This window comes from Paenibacillus sp. FSL H7-0331, from assembly GCF_001956045.1.
Genome location: NZ_MRTH01000002.1, coordinates 324,740 through 345,445 on the forward strand (window position 1 = coordinate 324,740; position 20,706 = coordinate 345,445).

Sequence of the window (20,706 nt, forward strand, 5' to 3'; positions counted from 1 at the left end):
GGTTTCTTGATATCATAAATTGTGATACCCAGTATCTCTAACAATCATTATACATAAAATCAATCCTCCGTTACAATCATTCTAAACCCATTAAGACATTAGGGAGGATCCAAATATGAATGTGCATAATAAAGTCGCTTTAGTTACTGGCGGAGGAACAGGAATTGGCAGGGCAACGAGTATAGCATTGGCAGAACGGGGAGCCTGGGTTGCAGTGAACTATTCGAGGTCCAAGACAGACGCTGATGAAACGGTGCAAACGATTCTAAGCACGGGTGGTCGTGCCATGTCTGTTCAAGCCGATGTGTCCAATGACCGGGAAGTGCGCGCTATGGTCGCAGCCATTGTCCAACAGTTCGGAACTGTTGATTTGCTTGTTAATAATGCGAGTATTACTCAACACATCGCGCTTGACGATCTGGAAGCAGCAACAGATGAGGTATGGGATGAGCTGTACGCGGTTAATGTTAAAGGCATGTTTAATTGTGCACGTGCTGCCGCTCCATGGATGAAGCACAATCATCAAGGAGCAATCGTCAATGTTGGGAGCATCGCTGGACTAACCGGTTCAGGCTCATCACTCCCCTATGCAGTATCCAAAGCAGCTGTGCATGGACTTACCAAATCATTGGCTCACGCATTGGCTCCGCAAGTTCGAGTAAACTGTGTCGCACCCGGAGCTGTCGCAACCAGATGGTGGGAAGGACGGGAAGAGAAGATGAATCGGTTAAGTAAAAACGTGCTGCTCCAGCACATCTCCACCCCAGAGGACATTGCCAGGCTGATTTGTACGGCTTTAGAGCAGGAATCAATGACGGGGCAAATATTAACCATCGATTGCGGACAAACCTTATAACCGCAAACATGCTTTTGAAAGAGAGGATAACCCAACTCAGCAGCAAAGCAATTGGAGGCTTGTATTATGAGTAAAATCAAATATATCGGACTTGTGGTATTGACAACTTTTATAATGGGGATTGCCTTTCCGGTTGGCAAGCTTGGCATGGCTTATGCACCGCCTTTTTTCCTTATGGGCATTCGGTTCGTATTGGCAGGAGTGCTGCTTGCACTTATCGTCAGCAGGAAACCACGGCCGCGTGGAGGCAAGCAGTGGCTGCAGGTGTCTATAATTGGTCTTTTCCAATCTGCGGGTGTGATGGGATGTGCCTATTTCAGTATGCGATGGATCACCTCAGGCGAATCCTCAATTATTACATGTACGAATCCACTGCTTGTCATTATACTCGGGACCTTGTTTACCGGCGCTGTATATCGTGGTCATCAGTGGATAGGAGTTGCCATTGGTTTTATAGGTGTCGTGTTCACTTTTGGACTCCATATGGATATTCAACCAGGATCGTTTATTAGCTTCGCGGGAGCCTTGTTCTTTGCTGTGTCCACACTGCTGGTAAAACGATGGGGGCCAGCATTCGATATTAATGTCCTGGCCGCTTATCAGATGATAGCGGGTGGAGTCGCTTTGTTTATTTTAAGTGCACTCATGGAGCAGCCTTATTTTCATATGACCTTTACATCGGTATCCATTGTGCTATGGCTTGCGGTTATGGGCTCAATCGTTCAGTTCTCGTTATGGTACTATCTGCTGCGCAATGGTGATCCTGCCAAAACAAGCACTTTTCTGTTTCTAGTACCCCTTTTTGGTCTTCTATCCAGCTGGCTGCTGCTCGGCGAACAGGTTCAGTGGTATGTGGGAGTCGGCGGTGCGCTCATCTGTGTGGGAATTGTGCTCGTCAATTGGGAAAGAAGGAAACGGCCGGGATTGCAAATAACCAAACCCTTAATGGAAGGTTAATTGTGGATGTGAATAGAAGCAGGGGTGGTGATCACTTAGATCGCCACCTTTTTGTTGTTGCAATGAATATTTGATCAAAGTGTTAAAAATCAAACTTTTCCCAGTACCACAAATCGGTTATGTTAAATATAGCTATGATCACTCATAGAGGGGGGAAAGCTGCTTGAATCTAAAAAGAATGCTGTCAAACCGGAGAAGTGTAATTATAACCTGGTTGATTTCGTATATTGTCGTGTTATTCGTACCCGTATTATTCAGCGCCGCGCTGTATTGGGAGGCTCAAAATACCATTGATGAACAGATTCAAAGAGCTAATGATACACTGCTGAAGCAGATGCAGGATGCTATAGATAATGAAATTGCACAGGTCAATCGCTTGACCAATGAAATGTACTCCAATGTAAAGGTACATGATTTATTTTATTCCAACAAGTTTGCGCGTGATGATTTTCGTTATGAGCTGTACGGGATTGCACAGGATTTGGGTAGATACCGCTCAACATTTTCCAATATTGATGAATATTACATTTACTGGTCAACGAGTGATATTGTGATAACTCCAATGGTCTACAAGCCTTCGAGCTTGCTTTATTCGGATCTGTACAGCGGCAGTGAATTGAGCTTTGGGGCGTGGACCCATAAGATCAGCAATTTAAAGCAGCGGCAAACGATGTATACAAGTCGTATCAATGAAACAGGGCGTAAGCAGAGCTATGTAAGCTTTATAAGTCCTTTTCCTGCGGATAGTAATGACAAATCAGTAGGTTCTATTGTGGTGATGATCGATACGAACAAACTGTTGCATACCATTTCCAGCGTGGGTCAATTTAACGGCGGGGATTTATTTATACTCAATGAAAATAAACAGGTCCTGGTCTCGAATACGACAAAGGAGATCGATTTATCACCAGTAAGCCAAATTTTGGAAACTTCAGGGAATGTATATGGTAACTACCACGGAATCAAATCGCAATTTTTTTATATTAAGTCTTATAATTCAAAATTATCCTACTTGATGGTTGTTCCCGGTAATCTGGTGTGGACAGCTTCTGCTTATGTACGAAATGTAGCCGCTTACAGTATTGTTTTCAGTGTGCTTGGCGGTTGCATCCTCACGGTATTTTTCTTGCGCAGAAACTATAAGCCGTTGGATTCGATCATGCAATCGATGACGCTGTACTTTGGAGCGGAGCAGAAATCCGGCAACGAGTTCCATTTCATTCAAAACGCCTTTGTGGATACAGTGAATGAGAAGGAGCAAACGAATGTCCGATTGAAACAGCAGCAAAATCAGTTGCGGTCACACTGGATTTCCAGATTGCTGAAGGGACGCATGGATGCCCAACTTTCCCTGGAAGAGGCTGAGCCTTCGTTTGAGCTTAAATTTGACTCGGAAAATTTTTGCGTGATGCTGTTTTATTTGGAGGATAGCGAGCTGTTCTTTAAGAAGGCTCATCATCTGAAGGTTGCCGATAAATATAAGCTGCTGCAATTTATAGTGACCAATGTAGTCGAGGAACTGGTCAATCAGCAGCATACGGGATACATGGCTGAGGTGGACGATATGATGGCTTGTTTAATCAATATTCGCCTACAAGATTCGAAAGATACGGCTGATCGACTGGAACCTATAGCCCGAGAGGCACAAAGCTTTCTGAAGAAGCATTTTGAGATTGAGGTTACCATCTCCATTAGCGGCTTTCACACCTCGAAGCTTGAAATTCCGGAAGCCTACAATGAAGCACTCGATGCCATGGAATATAAGCTGATACGCGGCAAACATGAAATTATTAGGTATGAAAAGATTCGAAAGGGAGACCCCTCACAATTGAAGGCGGGTTACTATTATCCTCTGCAAATTGAGCAGCAGCTCATTAATTATGTTAAAGCCGGCGATGTGAATAAAGCAAGGGCATCATTAAATGAAATCATCGAACGCAATTTCCATCAATCGGTTATGAATGTGGAGCTTGCCAAATGTTTATTTTTTAATCTCGTGAGCACGTTTATTAAAACGATGAATGAAATCGGGGATATGGATATACAAGAGACTTTTTTTCACAACAATCCACAGGCGATTGAAGAGTTGACTCATTCCCAAACTATAGCCGATATGCACCAGCAATTACTGGTAATGTTGGAGGAGGTTTGCCGTCTTACAGCTGCGAAGCTGGAGGTTAATAAGTTAAAGCTGAAGGATGATGGATTAGGTGAGTTTCTGCAAAAAATTATCAAATTTGTGAAGGAAAATTATGCGGATGCCAACTTGAATATATCGATGATCGGAGACTCATTTCAAATGAAGCCGACTTATGTATCCAAGCTGTTTAAAGATCATTCCGGTGAGGGGTTATTGGACTATATTAATAAAATTCGAATTGAGAAGGCGAAAACCCTTTTAAGAGAAGGGAATATTCCTTTACAGGAGGTTGCCAATCTGAGTGGGTTTAATGATCTTAATACCTTTATGCGCCTGTTTAAAAAATTTGAAGGGATAACGCCTGGTCAATATAAAACATTTTGAGCATGATTTTGGATATTTTGAGGGTTCCATGACCTGCTGTATAGAGGCATAATCGGATGGTAAGTCTTAACAGGGCTACCAGTAAACAAGGAGGTCATTGTATACATGAACAACAAAGTGAAAAGGTCTTTTGCTGTACTCACAACAGGGCTCATGGGAGGCAGCTTGCTGCTTGCGGCTTGTTCCAAAGAGGCGACCCCAGCACCGGGCAGTACACCTTCAGAAACGAAAACGCCTACAACGACAACAGCAACAACCGCTGGTACGTATCCCATCAAAACGGATAAGGTCATTACGCACTGGTACGTTGCCGGAGCCGGACAATTGGCGGCCATTCCGGATGTGAACAACTGGCCGGTCTTTCAGGAATTAGCGAAACGGACGGGAATTAAGGAAAAGTATATTTCACCCGCCGTCAATCAGGCCAAGGAGCAGCTTAATGTGATGTTTGCATCCGGTGAATACGCCGATATCATCGAATGGAATTTTTTGAACGATTACCCCGGTGGACCTGAGAAAGCAATTAAAGATGGCAACATCTTAAAGCTTAACGATCTGATAGACAAATTTGCGCCTAACCTGAAAAGGTATTTGAAAGCGCACCCAGATGTGGACAAACAAATTAAAACAGATAACGGTACCTATTACGGTTTTCCCTTCATACGAGGTGATGATTGGCTGAAAACATATGGTGGGCCGATTATCCGTAAGGATTGGCTGGATGATCTTGGCTTACAGGTACCTACGACGATTGACGAATGGTATATCGTGCTGAAAGCTTTCAAGGAGAAGAAGGGAGCAGCGGCTCCACTGACCTTTATAAGCGGTGTTCCACGCGTATTTGATGACCTGGGCACGGGTGCTTTTGTTGGAGCTTACGGGGTAACACGCGGCTTTTCCTTGAAGGATGGCAAAGTCATATTCGGACCTGCGCAGCCGGGCTACAAGGAATTTCTGGCTACCATGCGCAAATGGTACGTTGATGGCTTACTGGATAAGGACATCGCAACCATTGACGGGAAAATCAGGGATGCCAATATGACATCGGGTAAATCCGGAGCGACTTATGCCTTGGCAGGTGGAGGTATCGGCAAATGGCTGACGGCAATGAAGGATAAGGATCCCAAATATAATGTAGTCGGCGCCCCGTATCCGGTATTGAAAAAAGGCGATATTCCGATGTTCGGCCAAAAGGATTACACAGCACCAAGCGGCGGAACGTATGCGATCTCACCAAAAAGCAAAAATCAGGAGCTGGCGGTTCAATTGCTCGACTACGGCTTTAGCGAAGAAGGCATGTTATTCTATAACTTCGGAGTTCCAGGCGTCAGCTATGATATGAAAAATAACTATCCTACATATTCGGATGTGATTAAGAAAGATTACAGCTTGAACCTCGGTCTCTATACAAGGTCAACAGGCGGTCCGACCATTCAGGACAGACGTTATTATGAGCAATTCGCAGCGCTTCCACAGCAGCAGGAGGCTGTTACGACCTGGTTCAAAACCGATGTGGACAAATACATGCTGCCTCCGATTTCCCCGACACCGGAAGAAAGCTCGGAGCTGGCCAAGATTATGACCGAAGTGAATACGCTGGTCGACGAAACCACGATCAAGATTGTGTTGGGGACAGATACGCTGGATTCCTACGATAAGTTCCTTGACAAATTAAAAGCACTCAAGATTGATCGCGCCATTCAGATTGAACAGGCTGCATTGGAACGCTATAACAAGAGATAGGAATTTTACAGAGGCAGGGCAGAAGTGAGGCGATTCATCTCTTCTGTCTTCTTCATCAAGACTTGCTATGGAAGGGGAGTATCATGCAGAATGTCATCAAAAAAACGAATTGGAGGAAGTTCCTCCTTAATGATCTGATACGCAATAAGCTTCTTTATGTCATGATGCTGCCTGCATTGGCATATTACATTATTTTCCATTATGGTCCTATGTATGGTGCTATAATAGCGTTTAAGGAGTACACACCATCGAATGGAATTATGAACAGCGAATGGGTGGGACTTGCGAATTTCCAGGATTTTTTCAGCGGCTTTTATTTCTGGCGTATTTTCAAAAATACGTTGCTCATCAGCTTGTATTCCCTTATATTCGGTTTTCCCGCTCCTATTCTCCTGGCTCTGTTCATTAATGAACTGAGAAGTCAGGGCTTCAAACGTATCGTTCAGTCGGTAACGTATATGCCTTATTTTATTTCAGTTATCGTGGTTTGCGGCATCATCAAGGACTTCACGAATAGCGGAGGTCTGATTAATACGCTAGCTAGTTATTTTGGCGGCGACGGTAAGACGATGCTGCAAAATCCGAATTACTTTCGCCCGATTTATATACTATCCGAGATTTGGCAGCATTTTGGTTGGGAATCGATTATATATTTGGCAGCTCTAAGCGGTATTGATCAGGAGCAGTATGAAGCAGCCCGAATCGATGGAGCCGGACGCTGGCGGCAGATGCTCAATGTTACGATTCCCGGCATCCTGCCAACCATTACCATCCTGCTCATTCTGCGTATGGGGAACCTGCTGAATGTAGGGTTTGAAAAAATCATTCTGCTCTACAATCCTTCGATCTACGAGACGGCAGATGTCATTGCCTCTTATGTATATCGGAAAGGTCTGATTGAGTTCAACTGGAGTTTCAGCGCAGCGGTTGGCTTGTTCAATTCGTTAATCAATCTGGTTTTGCTGGTCACAGCTAATTATATTAGCCGCAAAACGAGTGAAAACAGCTTGTGGTAAGGAGTGTCCAAACATGGGTAACCAAAAGTCATTTTCGGATTCGTTAACCGACGGCTTCATTATTATCGTTATGCTGGGCCTGATGCTCATTACAGCCTATCCGATCATCTATGTCATCCTTGCTTCGGTTAGTGATGGGACGGAGCTGATGAAGCACACTGGCTTTCTGTACAAATCATTCGGCTTTCATCTGGACGCCTATTACAAAGTGTTCGGAAATCCGAACATTCTTATCGGCTATGGCAATACGATCTTTGTGGTCATTGCCGCTTTGGCAGTCAGTATGAGCATCACAGCAATGACCGCTTATGTACTGTCGCGCAAGCAAGTATTTTGGAACAAAATCTTTATCTTTGTCATCGTGTTGACGATGTTTTTTAACGGAGGCCTGATTCCTTTTTATTTGATCGTTAAAAATGTCGGACTGATGAATTCTCTCTGGGCGCTGATTCTGCCCTTTGCCGTGAATACCTTTAATCTGATCATTATGCGAACCGCATTTATGAGTGTGCCTGACAGTCTGGAGGAATCCGCCAAGATCGACGGCGCCAATCATTTCGTGATTTTAACCCGTATTATTGTCCCGCTATCGCTACCTGTACTTGCTGTGATGTCACTGTATTATGCGGTGGAGAAATGGAATGGATGGTTTTATGCGTCCTTGTTTTTGAAGGACCGCAATCTGTTCCCGCTGCAGTTGATTCTCAGAGAAATCCTGATCTCGAATTCCACGGACAGCATGCTCGGTGGCGGAAGCATCGACACAGCGGTTCAGATCAGCGAATCTATCAAATATGCAACCATAGTGGTCGCAACCTTGCCCATTTTGTGTATGTATCCTTTTGTACAGAAATATTTTGTAAAAGGGGTTATGGTTGGAGCTTTGAAAGGATGATGGTTACGACAACTCTGGAAACTGAAGTTGAGAATCGGGGGCAGATCAAATTAACGGGTAAACATCAGCAAATCGTAGATACGATGCTACGCCATATCAATCAGCATTATATGGAGCCTAACTTGTCGGTTGAGACGCTTGTTGACATTACCGGGTTGTCTACCAACTATGTTCGGAGGGTTTTTAAAGCGGCGACCAGCCAATCGTTCTCGGAATATACGGCAAGGCTTCGGTTTCAAAAGGTAAAGGAGCTGCTGACCGAAACCGACCTGCCAGCAGTCAGAATCGGTGAGAGGGTGGGCTTCATCAATTCGAGCTACTTCTATGTTTCCTTTAAAAAGTTCACAGGAAAAACACCGGATTTGTACCGTAAGCATTACAAGGAAGCAACGAACTGAAACAATGAGTTGGGAGTCTTTTGCCCACCTCGTTATAATTTGACCGGAAACTTTGGACAAAAAGGAGACCCGAACAATTATAGCGCCAGTAGCGTTGTTCGGTTTTTTGCATGATAAGTCTCCTTCAGCTTGCTCCGATCGGCATTAACAACCCATGTGATGGAAAAAAGTGAACGATACAAGCAATCGATAGACTTAAGTTACAATGATGATCTGCTCCTGTAAAGCGGCTGCTGGGCATTGGACCGAAGCTCCGGTTTCAGGAAGGCTGCGATTCTTTAACCGGGATGCCGGACAACTGCCCGCGTCCTCCCGATTTGTTTCCCATTTGGCGGGATTGGTCGTGTCCGGTATGCGGTGCTCCAGAATGGCCTGATATTGGAGGGCTTTTTCTTCCAAATGGGCAACGCGGCGCTTGGCTTCTTCGAGCTGAACCAGCGCCGCTTCCCTATACTCCATCATAAGTGCGAAGCGCTGCGGAACGGTCGAATCACCTTCGAGGCAGAGGTCGACGTACGTTTTGATGTTTTCAATCGGCAGCCCAGTCTGCTTGAGGCATTTGACGCCATACAGCCAATTGATCGATTCTTCGTCGAACAGCCGAATGTTGTTTTTATTGCGTTGTACGCTCGGTACCAGGCCCTTATCCGTGTAAAAGCGTACGGCGTGCTCCGTGAGTCCTGTTATCAGGGCGGCATCTTGGACCGTATACATGTGCAATCCTCCTTGGAAAAAAATTATTGAAGACGGCTTGACTTCGTGTTACACGAAGGCGCTAGGATTATTGTAACGCAAATCGGCCAGAAGCGGAATCCCCGCTGCGGTGCCCGATTCCCGGGAAACGCTGCCGTTTGCAGATTTACATTCGATTGGGAGGAATTAATATGCAAAACGTAACCTTGAACAACGGAGTGAAAATGCCGATCATCGGCTTCGGTGTCTACCAAGTTCCCGATGCTGAAGAATGCGAGAACACGGTATATGAAGCGCTGAAGGCCGGTTACCGCCTGATCGATACCGCCGCCGGTTACCTGAACGAGGAAGCGGTTGGACGCGCAATCAAGCGCAGCGGCGTACCGCGCGAAGAACTGTTCATCACGACCAAGCTCTGGATTCAGGATGCCGGCTACGAGAGTGCCAAGCTGGCTTTTGCCAAGTCCTTGCAGAAGCTGCAGCTCGACTATCTCGATCTGTACCTCATTCACCAGCCGTTCGGCGATTACTACGGAGCATGGCGCGCGATGGAAGACCTGTACCGCGAAGGCAAGATCAAGGCGATCGGCGTCAGCAACTTCCTGCCCGACCGTCTGATGGACCTCATTGTGCATAACGAAATCGTGCCCGCCGTCAATCAGGTTGAAACGCACCCGTTCCACCAGCAGATCGACAACGCTGCTTTCATGAAAGAGCAGGGGGTGCAAATCCAGTCGTGGGGACCGTTCGCCGAAGGACGTAACAACATGTTCGGCAACGAAGTACTGACCTTAATTGCAGAAAAACACAACAAATCCGTCGCCCAGGTCGTGCTGCGCTGGCTTGTTCAGCGCAAAGTCGTTGTTATTCCGAAATCGGTGCGCAAAGAGCGACTCGTCGAGAATTTCGATATTTTCGATTTTGCACTGAGCACGGAAGATATCGTACAGATTTCCACCCTTGATACGGGGGAAAGTCTTTTCTTATCGTACCACGACCCGGAAATCGCCAAGATGCTGGGCAGCTTGAGAGTCGATCTGTAACCTTTGATCGAATCGTAAATTCATCACGCAATCATTCGGTCCACAGCTCGATCCATCATGGCTTTACGATGAAAAGGCGGCACCAGGCTTTCCAGTATCTGAACGCGGTCCACCCTCCAACCTCGTTATAATTTGTGTACGAATTCAGGTTGTATACCAATATTCCAATTGCTTTTAAGCAGAGCCCTCTATCCTTCGGGGGCTTATTTCGTTTTCATGGCGATATAGAGCAGCTGCCATAATTTATGATATACAAGCCAGAAAAATATCTGAAACATTTATTATCCACTTCACGTTAATAAGATTGTTATCGAAATATACACAAAAAAACATACCACGAGGAGAGAATTAATATGAAAAGAATAGCAACTTTAGGATTGGCATCACTGTTGATAAGCAGCAGCTTGACTATGAGTACGGCCTTTGCTTTTTCGGATTTGGAAGATGGACAAGCAGCAGCTGTAAATGCTTTAAAAGATCGTGGGGTTGTGAGTGGAATAGACAGCGAGCATTTTGCACCTAAAGTACAGATCAGTTATGCGCAAAGTGTGCAAATGATTGTCAAAGCTTTGGATTTGAACATCGATATGATTCGTTTTAAGTCGCTGCCTGTAGCATCAGGGACGTATACGAATATTGCCGATAACGCTTGGTATGCGAATGCTTTTGTTATTGCTTATTATAATGGCTTGGAGATTCCTAAGGATGTGAATCCCAATGCAACCGTTACACGTGAGCAATTCGGTGATTTGCTAGTTCGCGCCTTAGAAAAGAAAGGCAATTTTCCAAAGTTGAAAATTGTACCTGCTACGATCAACGATGAGAATCAAATTACTCCTGAATACCAGGGCGCATTGCAGCGTATGCTTCATTACAAAATTGCTGAGTTGGACAAAGATGGCAAGTTTAATCCAAAGAGTCAACTCACGCGTGGTGGCGCTGCAATTTGGGTATATAATGCTATCCGAGTATTGAATGATCATGCGCAAACACCGGCGCCAGCACCAGCACCTGTAGAAGCTGTATCAGTGACTGTTGAAAAAGTAAACGACGATGTGAATAAGGTCACGTTATCTCGGGGTGAAAAACCAAGCGCAGGTTACAGTATCGACATCAACAACATTCGATTTGATCAGAGCGGACAGGCAGTCATCACCTATACGCTGAGTGATCCGCAGCCTGACTCGATGAATGCAAGCGTGATTACGGAAGCCAAAGCAGTCACATATCTTCCTGTTAAATACAAGGTTGTGACAGAACTCGCTACTGTTAGTCCTGACTCTCAAGTAAACTAATAACTTACAATCAGGCTATCCCGCAGGATCGATAAGATCTTGGGGATAGCTTTTTATATTTTGGGGCCTATTGAACGGACTTTGGGTGCGACTGCCCTGTTACAACGTCAAAGTAATTATGTTACAATTCAAAATGGGTTATAGAACAGGAATGGATTGTTAAATCATCAATTGGGGGAATGCAGGTGAGTATGAGTTACGTCAATCTTCGAGCCTTTGAATCAGAGGATATGAAGGAGCTGCACCGCTGGTTCAATGACGCGGATTCTATTTCCATGATAGGCCGAGTTCCCAGAACCTACGAAGAAACGGTACAGCACGTCGAAAAAAAACGCAAAAACGGTGATCTGGTTCTGGCAATTGAAAATGAAGAACTACATACGGTTGGATGGATTTTTTTGCAAAATATTGAATACGAGCACGGCAGGGCAAGTATCGGTATCTTGATTGCACCGGAGAGTCGCGGAAAGGGTTACGCGGGGGCAGCAATGAGGAAGATGATCGATATAGGCTTCAAGCAGCTTCGGCTGAATAAAATCTATTTAACGACAAGAGGAATTAATGAACAAGCGATAGGCTTGTATCAAAAGACGGGTTTTGTCATTGAAGGTCAGCTGAGAAATCATGCCTATAGCGACGGTCGTTATTATGATACTTATATCATGGGAATATTAGCTTCGGAATGGAAAGACTGATCAGTGATCGTAGCGGCCTATTCAAGTAAGTTAAACTACAACATATTCAGGAGGAACATCATGCAAACGCTATTGCTGCTTGGCAGCCTTAACATGCTAATTTCAGTAATTTTGGGCGCTTTTGGAGCCCATGCGCTCAAGAAGAAAATTTCAGCGGAAATGTCCGCAGTGTATCAAACGGGTGTTCAATACCAAATTGCCCATGGTCTTGCATTGCTTGGGATGGGGATTATATCCAATGATATTGTGAAAAGTCAGCTCGTACATACGGCAGGCTGGTTCTTGTTCGCAGGTATTATTTTGTTTAGTGGCAGTCTTTATGTACTAAGTATTACAGGTATTAAAAAGCTGGGAGCGATCACCCCCATCGGTGGACTGGCGTTCATTGTAGGCTGGTTATTACTGATTGTTGCCATTATTCAAGGGTAAGATATGCATCAGAGAGAGCTATAGTTCCAAATGTCCCGAATCCGCCTAAATGGCGGATTTTTTGTTGTTATATTCACTTTATACATACAGATCGACAGTTCGTCTAAATAATAATCAATAAATAAATATTGAAAATAAATAGATTATAACATAATATGTCTATTAATAAACAAACATTTAGTTTATTTTCTATTTTATTTGCTTGTTTATATTTATCGTTTCAAGGAGGCCTTTTTGTGTGGAACAACCGTTACGTCAGAACCATTATTATGTCCCGTGTGCTATTGCAGCTGGGGGTTTGGATAAGAAATTTTGCGATTTTGCTATACGTGGCAGATTTGACGAACAATGATCCGTATGCTGTGTCACTCATATCTGTCGCGGAATTCGCACCTATTTTTATTTTTGCAATTATTGGGGGAACCTTTGCCGACCGTTGGCAGCCTAAGCGGACGATGGTAGGGTGTGACCTGCTATCAGCTATATCCGTTTTTATCGTGCTGCTTGCGCTTATGTATGGGTCCTGGTATTCCTTATTGGCAGGTACATTGGTATCCGCTATTTTGTCGCAATTTTCTCAGCCTTCGGCAATGAAGCTGTTCAAGCAGCATATACATGCCGATCAGATGCAGGGAGTTATGGCGTTGTTTCAGTCGCTGATGGCGGTTTTTATGGTCATTGGACCGATCATTGGCACCTTTGTTTATCAACAGTATGGAATAGGGGTATCGCTTTCCATTACAGGAGCTATGTTTATGGGTTCAGCGCTCGTGTTATCATGGCTTCCCCGTGATATGAAGACGGCGAATGCGACAGTCAGCCAGAGCTTTAAAGCAGAGCTGATAGCTGGTCTACGTTATGTTGTATCCAACCGGGCGTTAAGAACATTATGCTCAACCTTTGCTGCAGCAGGGCTCGCAACCGGATTAATCCAACCGTTAATGCTGTTCATTTCGGTTGAGAATTTGGGATTGGATAAATCGTTTCTGCAATGGCTGCTCATGGCAAATGGTGCTGCTATGCTCATCGGTGGAGGCCTGATTATGGGAGCAGCCAAAAAGGTGAAGCCGCATACCTTGCTGGCTGTGGGGCTGCTTATTAGCAGTATTTGTACGATAGGGACAGGCGGATCTACGAATATTGTACTGACTTTTATTTTGCAGATACTCAGCGGTTTGTTTTATCCATGTGTTCATGTGGGTATTCAAACACTGATTATGAGAAATACGGAAGCGGCATTTGTCGGAAGGGTTGGAGGTACGATTACACCAATATTTATGGGATTGATGGTGCTTGGGATGTCCTTCTCCGGTTATATGAAAAATTTATTGACTTTGTTTGGCATTTATTGTGTAAGTGGAGGCTTACTGGTCATCGGGGCGCTGCTCTTAATTCCGCTTTTTCAGCAACGGGATACGATGGATAGCAGCAGAACCAAGCACAACAGTACAACAACCGGTTAGTGACTCCAGCCTGATAAACATGAGGAATGTGGTGATAAGGTTTGGTATCCCGATGTGATGGGTAAATAGTAAACAGGTACAGGAGTGGATATCAAACTAAACTATCAACAACGATGAAAGGATGATCAGAATGAATACGACATACAATTTGCATCAAACGAATGAAGTAGTGGGTGAAACAGGTAAGTATGTATGTGCTGTTGGCGAAACCAAGGAGCTTCAAAAGGGTGAAAGATTTCCGCCATGTCCCCAATCACAGCAGCCTACCTCATGGAGCCACGCTGATCATCAGCATCGATCTGGAGAAAAGGTTACAGAATCAGGGCATTACAAAGACATGGATGGAGAACGCATAGAGCTGAAGCAGGGCGATGTGTTTCCGAACTGTCCAAGATCCGGGCAGCCTACCTCTTGGAAGCATAATTAACTTTATATAAGTACGATTTGAAGCAGCCACATGGCTGCTTTTTTGCTTTTGGACAGCTGCCGCAAGTACTCCTTGCCAAAAGATAAATGTGTGAATTATAATAAAAATAGAACAAACGTACATTTAAAGTACATATGTACATAACGGTAGGAGGATACGATGTCGGATATTCATCTTGAACGCAACCGTCTGCTCGTCAAAATAAGCCAGCTGTATTATGAAGAAGGGCACAATCAGCAGGAAATTGCTCAACGTTTGGGAATTTCGCGACCCCATGTCAGTCGGATGCTCACAGCAGCGAAAGCAGAAGGCATCGTACAAATTCATATCAGGAATCCTTATTCCATTGAACAAGAGATTGAGAAAAGGCTAATAGAAACCTTCGGAATCCATGACGCCTTGGTTGTTCATATTCAAGATGCGGATGTAGCCATAAGAAATCTTCAGCTGGGACGTACCTGCGCCGCACTTCTTGAATCGATTCTCAAGGATGACGATCTCGTTGGCGTGATGGCAGGTCATACGATCAGCTCGTTGTGCAATGAAATCGAATACTTTTCCAGGAAAAACCTGCAATTCGTCTCGCTTATTGGAGGGTGGGGCTCTGAAGGTGCGACATGGCACGCCAATGCCAACACCAGCATGCTCGCTGGAAAGCTGCGCTCCAAGCATTGGCTGCTGCATGCACCAGCCGTAGTCGGCTCCGAGGAAGCATGTGCTTATCTCCATCAGGAGCCGCAAATTGCCGAGGTGCTGCAGTTAGCTGGGCGAAGCCAGCTTGCTGTGGTCGGGATAGGCCAGGTTTCCGAGCAGGCAACAATCGTGGAGTCAGGTTACTTTAGTGATGCGGATTTTCTGGATGTGCAAGGCAGGGGAGCGGTTGCTAATATATGCGCCTCCTTTCTGGGCAAGCAGGGCGAACTGCTCGACTTTGCAGCCAGCAAGCGGATGATCGGCATTACGGCCTCCGAGCTGCGAGGTATCCCTAATGTGATCGGTCTTGCAGGCGGTTTGGAAAAAGTTGAAGCGATAACCGCTGCTCTCCGCGGCAAATGGATCGATATTCTGGTCACGGATCTGGATACTGCACAAGCCGTGCTTGCTCTGGAGGATCAGAAAGCTATTACGAAAGGATGAGTGAGATGGAGCAGCAAGGATACTACGGAGCGTTTGGAGGCTCTTTTATTCCGGAAATATTGGTTCCGGCATTTGCTGAGTTGAATGAGCATTTTGAACAAATCAAGCAGGATTCGGCATTTTGGCAATCCTATCTGAGCATGCTGGCTGGTTTTTCGGGAAGACCAACTCCTTTGACTTATGCGGAAGGGCTGACCAAACATTATGGTAAGGCACGTATCTATATTAAACGGGAAGATCTGAATCACTCCGGCGCTCATAAAATTAACAATGCACTCGGACAAGGCTTGTTAGCCAAGCGTATGAACAAAACACGTGTTATTGCCGAAACCGGTGCAGGGCAGCATGGTGTGGCTACCGCAATTGTGGCCGCCAAGCTTGGACTGAGTGCAACCATTTACATGGGACGCGAGGATATGGAGCGGCAATATGCCAATGTATTTTGGATGAAGCGTTATGGGGCTGAGGTCGTGCCTGTTGATTACGGTTCCCGAACGCTGAAGGATGCGATTAACGAGGCTCTCCGCGATTGGGTTTCATCGTTTGAGCATACCCATTACTTGCTGGGAACGGCTTCCGGCGCACATCCATTCCCAAGCATAGTCGCTTATTTCCAGTCGATCATCGGGAAGGAAGCGAAGGAGCAAATCATGCAAGCTGCTAATAGACTTCCCGACCGCGTGTATGCTTGCGTGGGTGGAGGATCGAACGCCCTGGGTGTGTTTCAGGCATTTATGCCGCATCCTGAAGTCGAGCTTATCGGTGTGGAGGCTGGAGGTAAAGGAATGGCTTCGGGCTTACATGCTTCTCGTATTGCTTATGGACAGGGGACAACCGGGATTGCACAGGGCTATAAAACCTTATTTCTGCAAAATAAGGACGGCCAGATGCGGGATACTTACAGTATCGCAGCAGGACTTGACTACACAGGAGTCTCGCCTATTCTCGCAGATCTGGCCGAACAAGGCCGCGTGCGATTCGAGGCAGCTACCGATGTTGAGGTTATTGATGCATTGAAGCTGATTATGACGAAGGAAGGGCTGGTTCCTGCACTCGAATCAACCCACGCATTCGCCGGAGCTTTTCGGGAAATCGAGCAAACAACGAATCAGGAAATCGTTATTATCAATATGTCCGGTAGGGGCGACAAAGATATATTTAATATAGCGGAGGGATTGCAGGATGACGAATGGACAGCATTTATCGCACGCAAGAATGAGCAATATGCCAACGCCACTAGCTGAATATTTGTCTCGCCAGACGGATAAAAAAATCCGCATTATGGCTCATCAAATATTAGGCTATCCCGATTTTGAGACCAACTATAAGATGATTAATCTGCTGCACCAGTATGGTATTGATTTGATCGAGCTTCAGATTCCCTTTTCTGAGCCTATCGCGGATGGACCGATTTTTCTTCGAGCGAATCAAGGTGCTCTGGAGTGGGGCACGACGGTTGAACAATGCTTGGCTTTTGCCGAGCGTGTTATCTTGGACTTTGATATTCCGTTTATTTTCATGACCTACTATAATGTGCTCTATCAATATGGCGTGGAGCGCTTTGTGGAAAAGTGTGCAACTATTGGGGTCAGTGGTTTAATAGTCCCGGATGCTTATCCCGAAGAAAGTGAAATTTTCTTGAGGGCATGCCGGAGCTATGGTGTGGAGCCTATATTACTGGTTACGCCTTATACGACGGAGGAACGGTTCGCCTATGTTGCCAGTCAAACCGGAGGCATGCTGTATTGTGTGGCCCGCAAAGGACTTACAGGCACGCAAACCATATTTGACGAAGCAACAACACAATTTTTGGGTTATTGCAGTGAACATGCTTTAACTCCGATCGGGGTCGGCTTCGGTATCCAGCAGCGCAGCGATGTGGAATATTTAATCGGCAAAAGCGATATCGCGATCATCGGGAGTCAGTTACTCAAGCTGCTTGAAGAAGGCGGGCTTCGTCGTGTAGAGGAATTTCTGGCTTCCTTGGCGGATCTGTAATATAGCTTGTGATACATGACAAATTATTTTTTTCTTGATAAAATTTAGACACTTATGGTAATATGCACAAAAGGAGATGATCAGATGAATTCTAAGGTAACATTTCAATCACTGAATCGTCCCAAGCTGGTTGACGACGTTGTCATTCAACTGCAGAAGAAAATATCCAGCGGTGACATCAGGCAAGGCGATAAAATTCCTACGGAGCCCGAGCTCATGGAGCAATTCGGAGTGGGCCGTTCCACGATTCGTGAAGCCGTAAGAGTGCTCGTTCATGCAGGGTTGCTGGAGAAGAAGCAGGGATTTGGTACGTATTTGACGTCCAATTCTGTTATTCAGGAGCCACTCGTCCATCGGTTACGGAGAGCGGAAATATTGGAGGTGTATGAGGTTAGAAAAATGCTGGAGCTGGAAATATCCAGATTGGCCGCCAGCCGCCGCGACGAAGACGATCTTGAGAAAATGAGAAGTCATCTGGACAATCGTTCAGCTGCGTTGGACAGAGGGGATACCGAGGCCTACTTGCACTCTGATATCGATTTTCATTTATCGGTAGCTGTCGCAAGTAAGAACAGTGTCGTTATCGATTTGTACCGTACGTTCTCAACCGTTTTGCTGGACGCCATTCAGAAGCTGGCGAAATATCAAGTCGGACATGATCCGCATACGTTGTTCCACGAACGACTGTATCAATCGATTCAGGAAAAGGATGTACAGGCAGCAGTGCATTGGACTTCACAAAATTTGGATGGTACCATTGCAGAGCTTCAAAGGTATTTGGGAATGGAGTAATGGCCTTTCCTTGCTTTTAAACATCAGATGATAAGATGAAAGGTATGAATTTTATGGTAAAAACGCCTGCGGCAAGCAATCCACAAAATACGACGGTTTTCTCCGTTTTGTTCGCAATCAGTCTGGTCCATTTATTAAATGATTCGATTCAATCCGTTATTCCCGCTATTTTTCCGATTCTACATGAATCCCTGAAGCTGAGCTTTTCCCAGATTGGCTGGATTGCCTTTACCTTGAACGTAACCGCATCGATGTTTCAACCGCTGATCGGTCTTTATACCGATGCCAAGCCCAAGCCCTTTTTGCTTCCAGCCGGGGTAGTGTTTTCCCTTCTTGGGATGGTCGTATTGGCTTTTGCAGGCTCATTTGCACAGGTGATTATAGCGGTAATACTGATCGGGCTCGGCTCATCCGTACTGCATCCTGAGGCATCCCGTGTCGCCTATTTGGCTGCAGGTCCACGTAGAGGCTTGGCACAATCTATTTTTCAGACGGGCGGGAACATTGGTCAGGCGCTAGCACCCGTATTTACAGCACTTATATTTGTACCTCTCGGTCAATTTGGAATCATCTGGTTTACGATAGCAGCATTGGCCGCGATATTGGTTCAAATCTTTGTAGCCAAATGGTATCGCGGTTATATGACCAGGCAGTCGACAATCAAAAAGGCAGTCAAAGTCGTTAGAAACAACCTGCCAAAATCGATGATTGCTTATGCAATGTGCATATTAATCATGCTACTTTTTTCCAAATTTGTGTATGTGGCCAGCATGACAGGCTTTTATGCCTTTTATTTGATCGATCATTTTAAAATTTCCACGGAGTATGCACAAGTATTTATTTTTGCTTTGCTGGCAGCCGGTGCGGTAGGAACGTTTCTTGGTGGGCCGATGGCTGATCGGTTTGGAAGACGTAATATGATCTGGTTTTCGATTCTTGGGACAGCGCCATTCTCCTTGCTGCTTCCATATGTGAGCTTGTTCTGGTCCGCAGTGCTTTGTGTGATAATCGGGTTTATCTTATTGTCGGGATTTTCCGTTATTGTCGTATACGCACAGGAGCTGCTGCCAGGTAAGGTGGGGACGGTATCCGGATTGTTTTTCGGGTTGGCTTTTGGTCTTGGCGGCATCGGTTCCGCTGTGTTGGGTACTGTTGCTGATGCGACCAGCATTTCCTTTGTTATTCAGCTGTGTGCGTATTTACCGTTGATCGGCTTGCTTGCTGCTTTTCTGCCTACGGATGCGCGGCTTAATCTCGTTTCTGTAGATTCCAAGCAAGCGGTGACTAATTAAAGTGCAAGTGAACTGACAAAGCAGCAAGCGGGGTTGTTAGGTTCATGTCTATGAATACCCGATCGAAGATAGGTTTTGGGGTAAGGAGTAGAAGACCAAATCAAAAGAAGGAGAGAGGATATGGGTATGGGGCTGGAACCCCATACCATATCCAAGCCCTCGCCAACGAGCCAAGGAATGGATTTAGACAAGGACCCAGCCTCATTCTGGGTTTTTATTCCAGCATTTAAAGCCGGGCATGCTTTATTGATTTGTTGCAACAAATGACTCTGCCGCTGCAAAAAGATATTAACCAACCCGGTTTACTGATCTTCCAGCATCTTAAGATGAAAGTCATCATTTAGGAAAAATTGAGTCTGCGCTGCAAAATCTTTGGCCGATGTTGAATGGCCATGCTTATTCATAAATTCTAGATGGTATCCAATCAAATTACCTATTTACTCATCGTTATGCTTTATGCCTGCTCTTAATGAACTTGCCATTGTATTCGTCAAAAAAAATAGATTGACAATAATTGTACCCTGTTTTATATTTGTTGTACATACAAAATAAGAAGAGGAGCTGTTACTCATGAAAGATCAATTTTTGTTCGATTGCTTGTTTTTTACTGCAAACCGTTTGAGCAGGGCGATTACAAAAATGGCTGAAGAGGAATTTGCTCCGACCGGTTTGAGTCCCATGTACGGTTATCTGATTCGTCTCGTTATTGGAGACCCGGGAATATCTCAAAAGGAATTATCTGAAAAGCTGCATATCACGCCCTCCACGCTTACACGTTTTATCGATAAATTAGAAGGCAAGCAATTAGTGGAACGTAAGGTGCAGGGTAAGACGGTATTGGTCTATCCAACGACTAAAGGGAAAGAGCTGGAGGACTCGATTCGTCAATCGTCGCGAAACTTGCACAATAGATATGATGCTATTCTCGGCAAAGAAGCCGCAGATTTGTTATCCAAGGATATCGTAGCAAGCAGCGAGCTGTTGGAGAAATAAATTTTTTTGAACCAATATTGTATGTACAACAAAAATTGAAAATGTCGGGAGTGTCCAGCA

General features: G+C 45.2%; 20 protein-coding genes. 19 read left to right on the forward strand and 1 reads right to left on the reverse strand.

What is annotated here, in order from left to right; all coding sequences use genetic code 11:
• Window positions 1-115: 115 nt before the first annotated feature.
• From BK127_RS04215 to BK127_RS04245, 7 genes are all read left to right on the forward strand, one after another.
• Complete coding sequence (locus BK127_RS04215; RefSeq protein WP_076228744.1) at window positions 116-856, forward strand: SDR family NAD(P)-dependent oxidoreductase; 741 nt, start codon at window positions 116-118, stop codon at window positions 854-856.
• 66 nt (window positions 857-922) lie between these two features.
• Window positions 923-1,813: a DMT family transporter gene (locus BK127_RS04220; protein ID WP_076228745.1), complete on the forward strand. Its 891-nt coding sequence runs from the start codon at window positions 923-925 to the stop codon at window positions 1,811-1,813.
• 163 nt (window positions 1,814-1,976) lie between these two features.
• Complete coding sequence (locus BK127_RS04225; RefSeq protein WP_076228746.1) at window positions 1,977-4,337, forward strand: helix-turn-helix domain-containing protein; 2,361 nt, start codon at window positions 1,977-1,979, stop codon at window positions 4,335-4,337.
• Between the two features lie 105 nt (window positions 4,338-4,442).
• Window positions 4,443-6,080, forward strand: a complete 1,638-nt coding sequence (locus BK127_RS04230) for an extracellular solute-binding protein (RefSeq protein WP_076228747.1) — start codon at window positions 4,443-4,445, stop codon at window positions 6,078-6,080.
• An 83-nt stretch (window positions 6,081-6,163) separates the two neighbouring features.
• A complete protein-coding gene (locus BK127_RS04235; protein ID WP_076228748.1) occupies window positions 6,164-7,096 on the forward strand; it encodes an ABC transporter permease in 933 nt (310 codons plus the stop codon).
• A 13-nt stretch (window positions 7,097-7,109) separates the two neighbouring features.
• Window positions 7,110-7,991, forward strand: coding sequence for a carbohydrate ABC transporter permease (locus BK127_RS04240; protein WP_076228749.1), 882 nt, complete (start codon window positions 7,110-7,112; stop codon window positions 7,989-7,991).
• Window positions 7,988-8,389 (forward strand): helix-turn-helix domain-containing protein, encoded by a 402-nt coding sequence (locus BK127_RS04245; RefSeq protein ID WP_076228750.1) that lies wholly within the window; start codon window positions 7,988-7,990, stop codon window positions 8,387-8,389. The genes BK127_RS04240 and BK127_RS04245 overlap by 4 nt, the downstream gene beginning before the upstream one ends.
• A 195-nt stretch (window positions 8,390-8,584) precedes the next feature.
• On the opposite strand, the gene BK127_RS04250 is transcribed toward BK127_RS04245, so the two are convergent.
• A complete protein-coding gene (locus BK127_RS04250) occupies window positions 8,585-9,103 on the reverse strand; it encodes a MerR family transcriptional regulator (RefSeq protein ID WP_076228751.1) in 519 nt (172 codons plus the stop codon).
• Between the two features lie 170 nt (window positions 9,104-9,273).
• Between BK127_RS04250 and BK127_RS04255 the strand changes: the two genes are divergently transcribed.
• The 12 genes from BK127_RS04255 to BK127_RS04310 all read left to right on the forward strand — a co-directional run bounded on the left by BK127_RS04255 (window position 9,274) and on the right by BK127_RS04310 (window position 20,646).
• Window positions 9,274-10,125 (forward strand): aldo/keto reductase, encoded by an 852-nt coding sequence (locus BK127_RS04255; RefSeq protein ID WP_076228752.1) that lies wholly within the window; start codon window positions 9,274-9,276, stop codon window positions 10,123-10,125.
• Window positions 10,126-10,478: 353 nt separating this feature from the next.
• On the forward strand, window positions 10,479-11,420 hold the full coding sequence (locus tag BK127_RS04260) for an S-layer homology domain-containing protein (RefSeq protein WP_076228753.1): 942 nt from the start codon (window positions 10,479-10,481) through the stop codon (window positions 11,418-11,420).
• Between the two features lie 191 nt (window positions 11,421-11,611).
• Entirely contained in the window at window positions 11,612-12,115 is a 504-nt protein-coding gene (locus tag BK127_RS04265; protein ID WP_256711174.1) for a GNAT family N-acetyltransferase, read from the forward strand.
• 60 nt (window positions 12,116-12,175) lie between these two features.
• Window positions 12,176-12,544 carry a DUF423 domain-containing protein gene (locus BK127_RS04270; RefSeq protein WP_076228755.1) on the forward strand — a complete coding sequence of 123 codons (369 nt, stop codon included), beginning with the start codon at window positions 12,176-12,178 and terminating at the stop codon, window positions 12,542-12,544.
• Window positions 12,545-12,780: 236 nt separating this feature from the next.
• A complete protein-coding gene (locus BK127_RS04275; RefSeq protein ID WP_076228756.1) occupies window positions 12,781-14,007 on the forward strand; it encodes an MFS transporter in 1,227 nt (408 codons plus the stop codon).
• Between the two features lie 130 nt (window positions 14,008-14,137).
• A complete protein-coding gene (locus BK127_RS04280; RefSeq protein WP_076228757.1) occupies window positions 14,138-14,434 on the forward strand; it encodes a hypothetical protein in 297 nt (98 codons plus the stop codon).
• 159 nt (window positions 14,435-14,593) lie between these two features.
• Window positions 14,594-15,571 (forward strand): sugar-binding transcriptional regulator, encoded by a 978-nt coding sequence (locus BK127_RS04285; protein WP_076228758.1) that lies wholly within the window; start codon window positions 14,594-14,596, stop codon window positions 15,569-15,571.
• 5 nt (window positions 15,572-15,576) lie between these two features.
• Window positions 15,577-16,815 carry a tryptophan synthase subunit beta gene (gene trpB, locus BK127_RS04290; RefSeq protein ID WP_076228897.1) on the forward strand — a complete coding sequence of 413 codons (1,239 nt, stop codon included), beginning with the start codon at window positions 15,577-15,579 and terminating at the stop codon, window positions 16,813-16,815.
• Window positions 16,787-17,569: a tryptophan synthase subunit alpha gene (trpA, locus tag BK127_RS04295; RefSeq protein ID WP_256711166.1), complete on the forward strand. Its 783-nt coding sequence runs from the start codon at window positions 16,787-16,789 to the stop codon at window positions 17,567-17,569. Before trpB ends, trpA begins: the two co-directional genes overlap by 29 nt.
• An 84-nt stretch (window positions 17,570-17,653) precedes the next feature.
• Entirely contained in the window at window positions 17,654-18,361 is a 708-nt protein-coding gene (locus BK127_RS04300; RefSeq protein WP_076228759.1) for a FadR/GntR family transcriptional regulator, read from the forward strand.
• A 44-nt stretch (window positions 18,362-18,405) separates the two neighbouring features.
• Window positions 18,406-19,653 (forward strand): MFS transporter, encoded by a 1,248-nt coding sequence (locus BK127_RS04305; protein WP_256711167.1) that lies wholly within the window; start codon window positions 18,406-18,408, stop codon window positions 19,651-19,653.
• A 570-nt stretch (window positions 19,654-20,223) separates the two neighbouring features.
• A complete protein-coding gene (locus BK127_RS04310; RefSeq protein ID WP_076228760.1) occupies window positions 20,224-20,646 on the forward strand; it encodes a MarR family winged helix-turn-helix transcriptional regulator in 423 nt (140 codons plus the stop codon).
• The last annotated feature ends 60 nt before the right edge of the window (window positions 20,647-20,706 follow it).

Bases quoted from the DNA above. Each gene is read 5' to 3' on its own strand.
- BK127_RS04215 (WP_076228744.1), top strand. From the start codon at position 116: ATGAATGTGCATAATAAAGTCGCTTTAGTTACTGGCGGAGGAACAGGA.
- BK127_RS04220 (WP_076228745.1), top strand. From the start codon at position 923: ATGAGTAAAATCAAATATATCGGACTTGTGGTATTGACAACTTTTATA.
- BK127_RS04230 (WP_076228747.1), top strand. From the start codon at position 4,443: ATGAACAACAAAGTGAAAAGGTCTTTTGCTGTACTCACAACAGGGCTC.
- BK127_RS04235 (WP_076228748.1), top strand. From the start codon at position 6,164: ATGCAGAATGTCATCAAAAAAACGAATTGGAGGAAGTTCCTCCTTAAT.
- BK127_RS04240 (WP_076228749.1), top strand. From the start codon at position 7,110: ATGGGTAACCAAAAGTCATTTTCGGATTCGTTAACCGACGGCTTCATT.
- BK127_RS04245 (WP_076228750.1), top strand. From the start codon at position 7,988: ATGATGGTTACGACAACTCTGGAAACTGAAGTTGAGAATCGGGGGCAG.
- BK127_RS04250 (WP_076228751.1), bottom strand. From the start codon at position 9,103: ATGTATACGGTCCAAGATGCCGCCCTGATAACAGGACTCACGGAGCAC.
- BK127_RS04255 (WP_076228752.1), top strand. From the start codon at position 9,274: ATGCAAAACGTAACCTTGAACAACGGAGTGAAAATGCCGATCATCGGC.
- BK127_RS04260 (WP_076228753.1), top strand. From the start codon at position 10,479: ATGAAAAGAATAGCAACTTTAGGATTGGCATCACTGTTGATAAGCAGC.
- BK127_RS04265 (WP_256711174.1), top strand. From the start codon at position 11,612: ATGAGTTACGTCAATCTTCGAGCCTTTGAATCAGAGGATATGAAGGAG.
- BK127_RS04270 (WP_076228755.1), top strand. From the start codon at position 12,176: ATGCAAACGCTATTGCTGCTTGGCAGCCTTAACATGCTAATTTCAGTA.
- BK127_RS04280 (WP_076228757.1), top strand. From the start codon at position 14,138: ATGAATACGACATACAATTTGCATCAAACGAATGAAGTAGTGGGTGAA.
- BK127_RS04285 (WP_076228758.1), top strand. From the start codon at position 14,594: ATGTCGGATATTCATCTTGAACGCAACCGTCTGCTCGTCAAAATAAGC.
- trpB (WP_076228897.1), top strand. From the start codon at position 15,577: ATGGAGCAGCAAGGATACTACGGAGCGTTTGGAGGCTCTTTTATTCCG.
- trpA (WP_256711166.1), top strand. From the start codon at position 16,787: ATGAGCAATATGCCAACGCCACTAGCTGAATATTTGTCTCGCCAGACG.
- BK127_RS04300 (WP_076228759.1), top strand. From the start codon at position 17,654: ATGAATTCTAAGGTAACATTTCAATCACTGAATCGTCCCAAGCTGGTT.
- BK127_RS04305 (WP_256711167.1), top strand. From the start codon at position 18,406: ATGAATTTTATGGTAAAAACGCCTGCGGCAAGCAATCCACAAAATACG.
- BK127_RS04310 (WP_076228760.1), top strand. From the start codon at position 20,224: ATGAAAGATCAATTTTTGTTCGATTGCTTGTTTTTTACTGCAAACCGT.